Origin of the sequence: Mucilaginibacter arboris (genome assembly GCF_009754915.1) — a bacterium.
Lineage (GTDB): Bacteria > Bacteroidota > Bacteroidia > Sphingobacteriales > Sphingobacteriaceae > Mucilaginibacter_A > Mucilaginibacter_A arboris.
Map to the genome: position 1 here is coordinate 58,819 of NZ_WPIK01000001.1, position 13,278 is coordinate 72,096.

Here is a 13,278-nt window from a genome sequence, read left to right on the forward strand (position 1 = left end):
AAGCTGATTTTAATTTATAAGTGTATAACCTTTTGGTTCGTTAAAAGGAGCATCCAGTGCCTGATCAAACGCTGTTTTAATATAATGCAGATCAGCTTTAATGCTGTTTTCGCCGGATACAGAATTTATACCGATAACAGTGGGCAAAATACGGTCATCAGCCCGAATAAAACTACTGTTATTTACATCTAAATTTTGTGCGGCCTGCTGGTTGGTTAATTTTAAGTTACTTACTTTTAAATCTGTATCAAATGTTGTTTGATAAGCAAGGCCATTCAGAATCCCGGAAAAAACAGTATTATTCCCGCTTGTTGCCATCGTAGCATCAGGTGTAATAAATTCAGAAATGGCATTACCAATTACAATAGCTTCGACCATTTTATAATTCATCTGCCTGCCTGTATATTGGTAAACGTAACTAAAAGGTTTTTTCAGATAAATGCTTTGCAGTTTGTTAATAATCTTAATGCTGTCGGGCGTAATAACAGCCCTCGCTACTTCAATACCTGCAATTGCTGTAATCGAAACCCAAATCTGTTTGTTTTTTTGTATCCTGATGTTCATGGTCACATCATAACCTTTTCCATCTATTTCTAAATGAGTCCGCGCTTTGCCGGAAAAGGTATTAAAGTTGATTTGCTGGTTTTGTATAGCTGTAATTTTTTCGGTTTTGCTATTATCAGTTTTAGGGTTATCGTTTGTTTTTACAGCAGAATCTGCAACTGCTTGGCGATTAACTTGTACCAATTGTTTTTTTGCTTTACAGCTAATAAACAGCGAAAACACTATTACTGCTGCAAGCGCTTTATTCAATATATTTTTTTTCATTAATTTTCCGTTCTAAAACAGCCGAACTGCTTCCCAATTGTTTTGCTGTTTTCCAATATTTAACTGCGTTTTCTGTATCGTTTAAAAAATACAGAACATCACCATAATGCTCTGCCAGTCCTGCACTTTTTTGATTATGCCTGATGGCTTTCTCCATCCAGGTTTTTGCTTCCGGATATTTTTTTTGTTTGAAAAGGACCCAGGCAAAAGTATCCTCAAAAGAAGCATTGTCTGGCTGCAGTTCATTACTTCTGCGCGACATTTGCGCTGCTTTGTCTAACTTTTCTCCTCTTAACGATAAATAATAAGCATAATTATTTAAGGTGTAAGCATTATCCGGATTGTTGGTTAAAGATTGATCGTAGGACGCATCCGATTGTGCATCATCTTTTTGCTGATGATAATTATCGCCCATGGCTGCGTAAACCTGGCTCAGCAACTCTTTATTGGTCGGATTTAAGGAAATGGCATTTTTAAAATAACTTAATGCTTCTTTTACCCTGCCTTTTTGTGCATAAGCCACACCAAGTAAATAGTTGGCAACCGCCTGGTTGGGGAAAAGCGAAAGCGCTTCTTCCCCATCTTTTATTGCCTGGTCAAACTGGTTTTCGCCTAATTCCAACCGGATGATTTGCTCCCAAACAGCATAAGTCTGATCATTTAAAGTGAGGGATTTACGATAAACCGGAATAGCTTGCTGATAAGAAGCGTTTTGTACGAGCATATCGCCATACAAAGTAAAAGCACGGGCATCATCCGGATGGGCAACCGAAATAATCCGGCTCAGTTCTAAAGCGCTCGATTTAGCTTCCGGATCCGGGAACCTGGGAAAATAGCCCGAAATGATGCGAAGTTTTTCTTCAATTTTTAATGATGGAAAGGCAAATGCGGTTTTTAGCTGGTTAAAACAAGCAGCGTAATCTTTTTTATCACGGTAAACATCTGCCAAAGCCAAATGGACCAAAGCATTATCTGAATCGATTTTCCCTGCGCTTTCTAAAACTTTTAAAGCTTTATCATTCTGATTATTGGAATTATACAACTCACTTAATTGCAGGTAAGGACGGATTTCCTGCGGATTTTCCCGGATCAACTCTTCCAGATCTTTTGTTGCCAGGTCCAGCTTTCCTTGTTTCAGGTAGATTTTTTGTTTGCCAAAAATACTTTCCTCATTTTTTCCAAACAGCTTTTCCTGCTGGTTATAAACGGCTAAAGCTTCATCATATTTTTTATCAAGCACAAATGCACGTGCCTGATTGGTATAATAATCAGGTTTATCAGGATTAAGCCTCACCAGTTCCTTAAATACATTTTCCAGTTTGGGTATATCGTTAATCTTTTCATAGTTACCGGCAAGTGCCAGCCAATACCATTCATTGTCCGGGTTTACGGTTACCGCTTTTTCTAAAAGCTGCCTTGCCTCAGCATCCTTATTTTGGTTGGTGCGGATGCGTGAAAGTTCATACATGCCGGCATCATTTGCAGGATCTATTTCTAAAACCTGTGAAAAAAGTGTTGCCGCCGCCGAAGCGTTTTCCATTGTTTTTTCGCGCAGTGCCTGGTAAAAAAGCTCATCAACCAACACACTGTCCCTTCTGGTTAGCGGCTTGCCCACTACCATCACCATGCTGTTTTTATCGGTGTTTTTTTTGTGTTGTGCAAAAGTAAACCCTGGAAACAACAGCCACGCTAAACCAAAAACCAGTTTCCCAACTTTTATCATTTTTACTGTACGCCTGTATGGCCGTACCCTCCTGCGCCCCTTAATGTTTCACTTAATATTTCAACTTCGTTCCAATCAATTTTTTCATGTTTTGCAATGACTATTTGTGCAATCCTGTCGCCATTGTTTATAGCAAAATCAACATCCGAAAAATTGATCAGCAATACTTTAATCTCTCCGCGATAATCAGCATCAACCGTTCCCGGAGAATTAACAATACCAATGCCATGCTTAAACGCTAAACCGCTTCTCGGCCTGATCTGCGCTTCAAACCCAACCGGTAATTCAATAAAAATCCCTGTCGGAATTAACTGCCGCTGCATGGGTTTTAAAACAACTGCTTCTTCCAGGCTGGCTTTTAAATCCATGCCTGCTGCATGTGCTGTTTCGTAAGCAGGAAGGCTATTGTTTGATTTGTTGATGATCTGAATGTTCATTTTTTTTAACTAATAAAAGAAGCTCTTTGCGCTCGGCAAATAGTGCTGCTGCTGCAAATAAAATTAAAAACAGGTTGCCAATAATCAAATTTCGATGAAAAACAGTAAACGATAAATATACAATTACTACCGATGCCAGCAGATAGGCAACATTTTTTTTAAGATGATAAGGAATTGGATAATTTTTTTGGCCGAGGATGTAGGATAAAACCATCATGGTTGCATAAGCAATGAGCGAAATCCAGGCGGAAGCGATGTAACTATATTTTGGGATAAAGATGATATTTAAAATGATGGTTAAAATAGCGCCAATGCCGGAAATATATAAACCGTATTTAGTTTGATCAGAAAGCTTATACCAAACAGATAGGTTCATGTAAATACCTAAACTCACATAACCGAACAATAAGATAGGGACCACTTTTAAGCCAGACCAATATTGATTTTGAAGTGCAACGCTTCCCCCCCTGACGAAATATTTCAGTAACTCGATATTAGCTGTTAATGCAACTGCAATTAGCGCTACTACAATTACAAAATAATCCATGATACGGGAATAAGTTTGTCCGGAATTTTTATTTTTAGCATGACTAAAAAAGAAAGGCTCTGCACCTAATCTAAAAGCTTGAACAAAAAGGCTTAAAAATAGTGCGATTTTAGCACAAGCACCATAAATGCCTACTTCCTGATCACTAATTCTTGCTGGCAATAATTTATCCAACATAATCTTATCCAAATTCTCATTAATGATAAATGAAATATTGGCGACTAAAATAGGCCAGCTATACAAAACCATTTCGCCAAACATTTTAACATCAAACCGTAGCTTTAATTTAAGTATTTCTGGTAATAATAAAATTAAAGTTAGCAAGCTTGCCAACAGGTTTGCCAGAAAAACATAGCCAACCCAAAGTGGCCTGTACCATTGCTCTATTAATCCCGCACCGGACAAATGATGTTTAATGATAAACGGAGCACCGTATAGGAAAAATAGGTTTAGGCCGAATACACAAATGATATTTAGAAATTTAATAATTGAATAACGAAACGGCCTTCCGTCTGCCCGTACTTTAGCAAAAGGGATAACACATAAAGCATCAACAACTAAAATATAAATAAAGCATTTTACGTAAAAAACATAGTCGGCCGCTTTTTTATCAGTTCCGCCATTTAGCCATAACGCGATGCTATCAGCATAAAAAAAAGTAAATAAAAAGAATAGTATTGCAGCAGTTGCTACGGTAATAAAAGAATTGTTGTATACTTTGTCTTTCCTATCTTCCCGCTTATTTAAATAGCGAAAAAAAGTAGTTTCCATTCCAAAAGACAGCACGGCATTAAGCATGGATGCCCAACTATACATTTTAGTAAATACACCATAAATTTTAGGCGATAAAGCATGAACCAAAATGGGTGTAAGTATAAAGTACAGCGACCTTGATATAATGGTGCTTACACCATAAACAGCCGTTTGGCCGGCAAATTTTTTTATTGTTGACAAATTTTGAAGTTGGTTAAAGCTGCACGAACATTTAACAGATCAAGGCAGCGGGTTCTTTTTTACAACTTCAAAATTACGATAGTTTTTCATTTCGCCTTCCTTGCTTTCTACCTGTTCTACGCGTGCCGTGTCCGGCCCTTCGTGGCACCACTCTAAAAAAGATACAATCATGGGCGCATCTCCTTCAGCTTCTACGTAAACAGAACCATCTTCTTCGTTCTTTACAAAACCTTTTATCCCTAACTGATCGGCAACGGCCTTTGTTGTTGCCCGGTAAGATACGCCCTGCACCTTGCCGCTAACTTTTATATCGAGATGTTTTTTAACCATGCTTCTTTTATCGCCCAAAAAACAGCGTTGGCAAAGTTAAAAAAAGCAACTTTTATTAAGCCAGTTTGCGCACTTTAGTTTCGGGCGTTATTTTCATCCGGTCTAAACCCGAAATCAAATTTAAGCCTGGCGTTTTCCCGGCTTCAATGGTCCCTTTTTCATGATCGATGCCTAAAAATTTTGCGCCGTTAATGGTTGCCCATTCAACCATGTTTTCTAATTCTAAATACGGAAAATTTTCTTGCAGAAGCCTCATTTCTTTGAGGATACATAAAACATGGTTAGAGGCCAAACTATCAGTCCCTAAAGTAATATTAAAACCATGATGGGTAAAAATATTAAGCTTTGGCAATGTTTTTTCGATGTACAAATTAGCACCCGGACAAAAACACCAGTTTATTTTACGATCAAAACGCCGGGTAAAATAAACATCTTTCATGCTGGTAAAAGTGTTGTGTACCATCAGCACATTTTGCCGGTTACTAAAAAGCGGGATGATAGACTGGATAGAATTGCGCGCCTGAGGTTTAAAAAAGGAAATATCAAGGCCTAAGCGGTCATAAAAATCTAAGAAGCTGCCCTGCTTGTAGCGGTATAATTTATTTTCTTCGTCTGATTCCTGGTTGTGGATGGTCAGCATAGAATTTTTATCGTCTGATTCCTTTCGGATCAGCCTAAACAATTCTTTAGAAACCGAATAAGCAGCATGTGGCGTGATAGAAGCAGCAAGCGGCTTAAACTGTTCCTGTATAGCCAATGCACTGTTAAAAACAGCCTCGGCATTTTTAGGGTCAAAACCATAAACCTCAATAAAGTTATGGTAATAAAGTTTACTTTTTAGTTTAACCGATGCCGTAACTGCACTATTGGCAATATCACCAACGGCAACAATACCGTTCTGCTCCATTTGCTCATCAGCTTTGGCAGCAGCTTCGATTACTTCGGCATCATCGGTTTTACGCAGCTTTTGTACATTTTTTATAAATTCTATCAACCCTTCCCCGGCAGGGACTTTTCCTTTTAAATGCGAAAGTTCTAAATGGCAGTGCGTATTGACAAAGCCCGGACAAATTACGCCGCTTAGTTTTTCTGCTTTTAAATCGGCATATTGCTGCTGTGGTTTTGCAGTAAGGTTTTGCGGGTCTTCAACCTGCAAAACTTTTCCATTATCATCAACAACAATACTCCCGTTTTTAATGGGGCTGCTGGTGGAAGTTAAAATGTAATCGGCAGTGAACTTTTTCATGTAGTAATTTCGGCTTTGTAAATATCAGGAAAGACAGAGAAAGAGTTTTCTTTTAATTGTAATAAAAATTAAAATATATTTACTACTACTTTTATAGTAGTAAATTTGTAATGTGGTAGTTACAGCTAAAAAAATCGATGTACGCAGTTTAACACTGGAAACTCTTGAAAAACATTTCGCTGAACTGGGCGAAAAAAATTTCCGTGCTAAACAGGTTTACTCCTGGCTCTGGGAAAAATCGGTTTCTGATTTTGATCAGATGAGCAATCTTTCTAAAGACCTTCGGAACAAATTGAAAGAACTGTTTACTATCAATGCGGCAAAAATACATATCTCTCAGTTTAGTAACGATAGAACGATTAAAAATACTTTTAAATTATATGATGAAAATTTAATTGAAGGTGTTTTAATACCTGCGCCAGAACGGATGACCGCTTGTGTATCTTCTCAGGTGGGCTGTAGTTTAACTTGTAAATTTTGTGCTACCGGATATATGGAGCGGAAAAGAAACCTCAATCCCGACGAAATTTACGATCAGGTGGTTTTGTTAGACCAGCAGGCCAAACTAAACTACAATCATCCGTTAACTAATATTGTGTATATGGGAATGGGCGAACCGTTGCTGAATTATGCTAATGTGATGAAATCTATCGAGCGGATTACAGCAGAAGATGGTTTAAATATGGCGGCCAAACGCATTACCGTTTCTACTGCCGGCATTGCTAAAATGATTAAAAAGCTGGGCGATGACCAGGTGAAATTTAATCTGGCACTTTCATTACACGCTGCGAATGATAAAAAGCGGAATGAAATTATGCCGATTAACGAGCAAAACTCTTTAAAGGCATTGGCAGAAGCGTTGAAATATTACTTCTCTAAAACCAAAAACCCGGTTACGTACGAGTATATTTTGTTCGATAATTTTAATGATAGTTTGGAAGATGCGGCAGAATTAGCTGCATTTTGTAAACATTTGCCTTGCAAAGTAAACATTATTGAATATAACCCGATTTCTTTTGCAGATTTTATCAATACGCAGGAAGCTAAAACAGATGCTTTTGCAGCTTATTTAAAAAAGCAGGGAATTAATGTAAACATCCGCAGAAGCCGGGGTAAGGATATTGATGCTGCTTGCGGACAGTTAGCGGTTAAACAGCAATAAACACTAATTTTTAGTCGATAAAAGAAGCATCAGCAAAATGAATCTACGCCAAAGTTATTTTGCTGATTTTGTTTCACTCATCTTCCCCGAACTTTGTCAGGCTTGTGCCAAAAGCCTGTACCGCAACGAAGAATTGATTTGTGCTGATTGCCTTTACCATTTACCTTATACTGATTTTCATCTAAACGCTGATAACGCGGTTGCACAACAATTTTGGGGAAGAGTTCCTTTAGAAGCTGCTGCTGCGCTGCTTTATTTTACCAAAGGAAGCCGCGTGCAAAACCTGATGCACCAGCTTAAATACAAAAACAAGCCGGAAGTTGGCGTTTATTTAGGAAAACTGGCCGGAAAACGTTTGTTGGAAAATCCGATTTTTACTTCTGCGGATATGATTATTCCCGTTCCGTTACACAAGCAGAAGTTGTTAAAAAGAGGTTATAACCAGAGTTTAAGTTTTGCAGAAGGACTTTCAGAAAAACTATCAATTCAGGCAGAAGTTGATAATTTAGTTCGGATAACCGGAACAGAAAGCCAGACTAAAAAATCACGTACTTCGCGTTATGAAAATATGAAAGATGTATTCTCCGTAAAAAAACCCGAGAAATTAGCAGACAAACATATTTTATTGGTGGATGATATTATTACCACCGGAGCAACTTTAGAAGCTTGCTGTAACGTTTTGCTGGAAATTCCCGGTGTAAAAATCAGCCTAACAGCTATTGCTTATACTGCCTGATGCTTCTTTTATCAACAGTTTTTTAAGGTGATAAAAGAAGCAGTAATCTTGTTGCTGATTACTGCTGCTTCCTTCAAAAACTTACAAATACAACGGAAACTTTTTGGTAAGCTCGTGAATGTGCTTGCGTACCTTTTCTACATTGTTTTCATCATCAATATGCTGAATGACTGAATCGATCAGTTCAACAATTTTTTTCATTTGTTTTTCCTTCATTCCTCTTGTGGTAACAGCTGGCGTTCCAACACGGATCCCGGAAGTAACAAACGGCGATTTATCATCAAACGGGACCATATTTTTGTTAACGGTAATTCCTGCCCTGTCCAATGCTGCTTCTGCTGCTTTTCCGGTTACGTTTTTGTTCCGCAGGTCAATTAACATCATGTGGTTATCTGTTCCTCCTGAAATAATTTCGTAACCTAATTCCACAAAAGCTTCTGCCATAGCTGCTGCATTTTGCTTCACCTGCACAATGTATTTCATGTATTTATCGCTTAAAGCTTCGCCAAAGGCAATTGCTTTTGCTGCAATAATATGTTCTAACGGACCGCCTTGTGTTCCCGGGAAAACAGCCATGTCTAACACAGACGACATCATGCGTGCTTCGCCTTTTGGCGTTTTTAAGCCGAACGGATTTTCAAAATCTTTTCCTAATAAAATCATCCCGCCACGCGGGCCACGCAAAGTTTTATGTGTAGTGGTGGTAACGATGTGGCAATGCGGAAGCGGGTCTGTTAACAATCCTCTTGCAATTAAGCCGGAAGGATGAGAAATATCAGCCATGACCAAAGCACCAATTTCATCGGCAACTTTACGGATAAACGCATAATCCCAATCACGGGAATAAGCAGAAGCACCGCAAATAATCAGTTTTGGTTTTTCGCGCAAGGCAACTTCCCGCAACTGTTCGTAATCAATTAAACCGGTTTCTTTTTTTACGCCATAAAAGAATGGTTTGTATAATTTCCCGGAGAAATTAACCGGCGACCCATGCGTTAAATGTCCGCCATGAGATAAATCAAAACCTAAAATCTTATCGCCAGCTTGTAAACAAGCTAATAAAACTGCTGCATTTGCTTGTGCACCAGAATGTGGCTGCACGTTGGCCCACTCAGCATTAAACAATTGTTTGGCGCGTTCAATCGCTATCGTTTCAATTTCATCCACCACTTCGCAACCACCATAATAACGTTTTCCTGGCAAGCCTTCTGCATATTTGTTAGTTGCTGCCGAGCCTGCTGCTTCCATTACCTGTTTGCTTACAAAGTTTTCGGAAGCAATTAATTCTATCCCTTTTTCCTGCCTTTCCTGTTCTTCGTCTAATAGTTTAAATATTAATTTATCTCTTTTCATGATCTGATTTATGATGCCCAAATTTAGCCATATTTTAATCCTGACCATCAAATTTTTACAGTTACTAAAAATGTTGCTGTAAAAAGAGCTTTTCTGTAGCTGATTTATTATGTCCTGATGCTTCTTTTATCGCACAAAATTCAGGAGATTAGTGTTAACAGAAAGGTTTATCCTAAAAAGATTATTCTGATATTTAAAAGAAAAAACAAATGGCCAAACATTAATCGGGCTTGCGCGTAGAATTTGAATAACGATTATTTAACCAAATAATCTAATTTTGTATAGTTAAAAACAGCATAACAAACACATGGAAGTACAGGCGGGTAAACTTTTACAGCAGATTAATTACCCTTCTGATTTAAAGAAATTTAATGAAGAAGACCTCCCGGAAATATCTCAGGAACTGAGGCAATATATTATTGATATTGTTTCTGTTAACGGAGGCCATTTTGGTGCGAGTTTAGGTGTGGTTGAATTAACTGTTGCACTTCATTATGTTTTAAATACCCCTTATGACCAATTGGTTTGGGATGTTGGCCATCAGGCTTACGGGCATAAAATTTTAACCGGCCGCCGCGAAATTTTTTATACAAACAGGTTGTATAAAGGCATCAGCGGTTTCCCAAAACGTGCTGAAAGTATTTATGATACTTTTGGCGTTGGCCACTCTTCCACTTCTATTTCTGCTGCTTTAGGTATGGCTGTTGCTTCGCACCGAAAAGGCGAGCACGACCGCCAGCATGTTGCCGTTATTGGCGATGGAGCGATGACAGGCGGAATGGCTTTTGAAGCTTTGAACCATGCCGGTATCGAAAATTCTAATTTGCTGGTTATTTTGAATGATAACTGCATGTCTATCGACCCGAACGTTGGTGCACTGAAAGAATATCTGACCAATATTTCTACTTCGCGTTCTTACAATCGTTTCCGCGATGAAGTCAGTCATATTTTAGCTAAAATTTCTGCCCTTGGCCCTGATGCTTTCCAGATTGCAAAAAAGCTGGAGAAAAGCATTAAAGGGACTATCCTTAAAAACAGCAATCTTTTTGAATCTTTACAGTTTCGGTATTTCGGCCCGGTTGACGGGCATAATGTAAAGCAATTGGTAAAGGTTTTAAAAGATTTGCGTGATATTCCGGGACCGAAACTGCTGCATTGTATTACCGTTAAAGGCAAAGGCTATGCTTTGGCAGAAAAAGACCAAACGGTTTGGCACGCACCCGGCCTTTTTGATAAAATTACAGGAGAAATAAAAAAACCCGTTTACGATAAACCAAAGCCACCCAAATACCAGGATGTTTTTGGCGAAACGATTATAGAACTTGCAGAAAATAATCCTAAAATTATAGGCATTACCCCTGCTATGCCTTCCGGTTCTTCGTTAAATTTAATGATGAAAGCGATGCCGGAAAGAGCTTTTGATGTGGGGATTGCAGAACAACATGCGGTAACTTTTTCGGCTGGTTTGGCTACACAAGGCATGGTTCCCTTCTGTAATATTTATTCCAGCTTTATGCAGCGTGGTTATGACCAGATGGTCCATGATGTTGCGATACAAAAACTAAACGTTGTTTTTTGCTTAGACCGGGCGGGGTTAGCCGGCGCTGATGGCCCGACACATCATGGCGCTTATGACCTGGCTTATATGCGTTGTATCCCTAATATGATTGTTTCTGCCCCAATGAACGAAGAAGAACTCAGAAATCTGATGTTTACAGCACAGCAGGAAAATATGGGGCCGTTTTCAATTCGTTATCCTCGTGGAAATGGCGTAATGGTAAACTGGCAGAAACCAATGAAAGCTTTACCAATTGGCAAAGGGCGAAGGATTTGTGATGGAGAAGAAGTTGCCATTTTAACTATCGGCACGATTGGAAATGAAGCGGTAAAAGCAGTACAAACCTTAAACCAGGAAGGTATTTATCCTGCACATTACGATCTTCGTTTTGTTAAACCACTGGATGAAGAGCTGCTGCACGAAGTATTTAAAAAGTTTGACCAGGTTATTACCGTTGAAGATGGTTGCCTGCAAGGTGGAATGGGCAGCGCAGTAATAGAATTTATGGCTGATAAAGGTTATGCAGCAAAAGTAGTGCGTTTAGGTATTCCAGATCGTTTTATTGAACATGGCGAGCAACCTGAATTATGGGCAGAATGCGGTTATGATGCTGCATCTATTTCTACACAAGTAAAAAAATTAGCTGTAAAAAGAGCAACGCAAACTATAGCTTCGTGATGCTTCTTTTAATGGCATAAAAACTTAAACCAAAAGTTATCCATTTTATTTCCGGGCTTAGGGCTGTTCAAATTATTTCCTATACTTCTTTTATTACCTACAAAATGATAAGCATTTGGCTTTTTGATGGAGTTAAATTGATACAAGCACCAATTTTTATAGGATAAAAGAAGCATCATTATTAATCCAATCCTATGCATATCGAAGGATCTTGTTTATTGTTTCTTTTTACCGTTTAGCACGCATATAGTCAGCTGTTACATTTAAACGTCCAAAAACATTGATTAGGTGTAATGTAGTTTGTGTAATAGTTTTATGTAATGGTTTAAGAATCGAAAAATGAATTTGTGTTGTGCAAACCCTGATTACAGAAATACGTTCGTTTAAATGTAATAGGAAAAGCATTGTAAATCATTATGCCCAGGGGCTACTTTTATTTAAAAGATCAGGATGGTCTTATGATGACTACATGTATGTTAGAACTATTGACAACTTTGAAAATTATTTTAAGGAAATTCTATCAGAAATTGTAAAACCATATTCCAATTACTACAATGCTACCGTAAGCGATAGTGATTTCTGAATTCTGATGTGTCCACACCTTATGTAATAGATATGATGGCATGGCGGTGAGTAAAATCCCTGTTATAGACAATATTAGTTTTCTAATAAGCTGATTGATTGTAATCGCTCGTACAAGTGCTACTATCACTATAGATAAAATAAAGCTCGGCAAAGAAAACAGTAACATAAATTGGAAACCGTAACTGAATGCATGCGGATCTTGTGGTTCCATAATCAATCTCACAGGATAATAAACCAGTGGTCCAAGAAATACACTAGTTATCCATACCTTAAAGCTGTATATAAATGATTCCATTTTTATTGATTGTTTTAACTTGTAGTCGTATTGCTATCGTGCTACTAACTTATGAAATTCTTAACCCACAACAAAAGCCTCAAATGTTTCTACTTGAGCGTTATAACTTAAAGTGTAGCCCTTACTAAATATCTCTTCAACAGCTTCCTCAAAGATTTAAGGAAAATGGCTTTTAAAGAAGGCTTGATACTAAAATAGATGAGGATGGTAATTTCAAAAAAATGGAGTAATTTTAAGAGATGACCTAGACAACGCTAATTAGGATGCAGATTGTTAGACATATGAAAACGACAGATATTAGATCGGTGCTGAACCTTTTTTTAGCGGTTCTTGCTTTATCTTTATGGGCAATAGATAGTCCAGCTTCTATTTATGTACAGCAGGACTATAAAAGATTGGTTTCGTTTTCCGGTGATTCTTCGTCTTATATGAGAGAAAATTTTATTCGTAATCAAAAATATTATAAAGGTAAGACGTTAGCTACTGTTTTTACGAAGCTTGAATTACCGATAGTAAAATTGATACCTATAGGAATGTCCCAAGTTGATGGTGGACCTGAAAGCTGTGTCGGCGTAACTCTTTATTTTAATAAAAATTATATTTACTTTCGAAATAGATTATTAAAGGCTTCTAACCCGTTTGCACCTATACCGTTGATAATAACCTTTAATAAGTCTTTTCCTTTTGACAAGGCTGCTGAAATGATTCGTAAGTATCACGGGAAGTTAACCGACAGCGTAAGAAGTTTTTATGGCAAGGAAGTTATTGATTCAATCTCAACAGTGAATTAATTTGATGAATCCTTTTTGCGTCGTATAGATGGTAAACTACTAAGAAACACAGGTA

At 38.0% G+C, this 13,278-nt stretch carries 11 protein-coding genes; 4 read left to right on the forward strand and 7 right to left on the reverse strand.

The features are described from left to right. Positions 1 to 9 precede the first annotated feature (9 nt). Genes GO621_RS00290 through GO621_RS00315 form a run of 6 tightly spaced genes read right to left on the reverse strand, consistent with a single transcriptional unit; the run spans position 10 to position 6,065 of the window. Entirely contained in the window at positions 10 to 828 is an 819-nt protein-coding gene (locus GO621_RS00290) for a DUF4292 domain-containing protein (RefSeq protein WP_157562746.1), read from the reverse strand. Next, complete coding sequence (locus tag GO621_RS00295) at positions 806 to 2,551, reverse strand: tetratricopeptide repeat protein (RefSeq protein ID WP_157562749.1); 1,746 nt, start codon at positions 2,549 to 2,551, stop codon at positions 806 to 808. The genes GO621_RS00290 and GO621_RS00295 overlap by 23 nt, the downstream gene beginning before the upstream one ends. Before the next feature lie 2 nt (positions 2,552 to 2,553). Continuing rightward, the gene (dut, locus tag GO621_RS00300; RefSeq protein ID WP_157562752.1) at positions 2,554 to 2,988 is read right to left on the reverse strand and encodes a dUTP diphosphatase; all 435 of its coding nucleotides are present in this window, start codon (positions 2,986 to 2,988) and stop codon (positions 2,554 to 2,556) included. Then, positions 2,954 to 4,489, reverse strand: coding sequence for a lipopolysaccharide biosynthesis protein (locus tag GO621_RS00305; protein ID WP_157562754.1), 1,536 nt, complete (start codon positions 4,487 to 4,489; stop codon positions 2,954 to 2,956). Before GO621_RS00305 ends, dut begins: the two co-directional genes overlap by 35 nt. 39 nt (positions 4,490 to 4,528) lie before the next feature. Next, positions 4,529 to 4,819: an acylphosphatase gene (locus GO621_RS00310; protein WP_157562756.1), complete on the reverse strand. Its 291-nt coding sequence runs from the start codon at positions 4,817 to 4,819 to the stop codon at positions 4,529 to 4,531. A 55-nt stretch (positions 4,820 to 4,874) separates the two neighbouring features. Further along, positions 4,875 to 6,065, reverse strand: coding sequence for an amidohydrolase family protein (locus tag GO621_RS00315; protein WP_157562758.1), 1,191 nt, complete (start codon positions 6,063 to 6,065; stop codon positions 4,875 to 4,877). Between the two features lie 112 nt (positions 6,066 to 6,177). On the opposite strand from GO621_RS00315, the gene rlmN reads away from it, so the two are divergent. Further along, entirely contained in the window at positions 6,178 to 7,227 is a 1,050-nt protein-coding gene (gene rlmN / locus GO621_RS00320; protein WP_317163357.1) for a 23S rRNA (adenine(2503)-C(2))-methyltransferase RlmN, read from the forward strand. A 37-nt stretch (positions 7,228 to 7,264) separates the two neighbouring features. Then, a complete protein-coding gene (locus tag GO621_RS00325) occupies positions 7,265 to 7,963 on the forward strand; it encodes a ComF family protein (RefSeq protein ID WP_157562761.1) in 699 nt (232 codons plus the stop codon). A gap of 81 nt (positions 7,964 to 8,044) precedes the next feature. On the opposite strand, the gene GO621_RS00330 is transcribed toward GO621_RS00325, so the two are convergent. Next, the gene (locus GO621_RS00330) at positions 8,045 to 9,316 is read right to left on the reverse strand and encodes a serine hydroxymethyltransferase (protein ID WP_157562763.1); all 1,272 of its coding nucleotides are present in this window, start codon (positions 9,314 to 9,316) and stop codon (positions 8,045 to 8,047) included. A gap of 307 nt (positions 9,317 to 9,623) precedes the next feature. On the opposite strand from GO621_RS00330, the gene dxs reads away from it, so the two are divergent. Both dxs and GO621_RS00340 read left to right on the forward strand, forming a co-directional pair. Further along, complete coding sequence (gene dxs, locus GO621_RS00335) at positions 9,624 to 11,552, forward strand: 1-deoxy-D-xylulose-5-phosphate synthase (RefSeq protein ID WP_157562766.1); 1,929 nt, start codon at positions 9,624 to 9,626, stop codon at positions 11,550 to 11,552. A 1,161-nt stretch (positions 11,553 to 12,713) separates the two neighbouring features. Then, entirely contained in the window at positions 12,714 to 13,223 is a 510-nt protein-coding gene (locus GO621_RS00340) for a hypothetical protein (protein WP_157562769.1), read from the forward strand. Positions 13,224 to 13,278 lie beyond the last annotated feature (55 nt).

Excerpts from the sequence above, each read along its gene's own strand:
- GO621_RS00315 (WP_157562758.1), bottom strand. The coding sequence starts at position 6,065 with ATGAAAAAGTTCACTGCCGATTACATTTTAACTTCCACCAGCAGCCCC.
- GO621_RS00290 (WP_157562746.1), bottom strand. The coding sequence starts at position 828 with ATGAAAAAAAATATATTGAATAAAGCGCTTGCAGCAGTAATAGTGTTT.
- GO621_RS00340 (WP_157562769.1), top strand. The coding sequence starts at position 12,714 with ATGAAAACGACAGATATTAGATCGGTGCTGAACCTTTTTTTAGCGGTT.
- GO621_RS00330 (WP_157562763.1), bottom strand. The coding sequence starts at position 9,316 with ATGAAAAGAGATAAATTAATATTTAAACTATTAGACGAAGAACAGGAA.
- GO621_RS00295 (WP_157562749.1), bottom strand. The coding sequence starts at position 2,551 with ATGATAAAAGTTGGGAAACTGGTTTTTGGTTTAGCGTGGCTGTTGTTT.
- dxs (WP_157562766.1), top strand. The coding sequence starts at position 9,624 with ATGGAAGTACAGGCGGGTAAACTTTTACAGCAGATTAATTACCCTTCT.
- GO621_RS00325 (WP_157562761.1), top strand. The coding sequence starts at position 7,265 with ATGAATCTACGCCAAAGTTATTTTGCTGATTTTGTTTCACTCATCTTC.
- GO621_RS00310 (WP_157562756.1), bottom strand. The coding sequence starts at position 4,819 with ATGGTTAAAAAACATCTCGATATAAAAGTTAGCGGCAAGGTGCAGGGC.
- dut (WP_157562752.1), bottom strand. The coding sequence starts at position 2,988 with ATGAACATTCAGATCATCAACAAATCAAACAATAGCCTTCCTGCTTAC.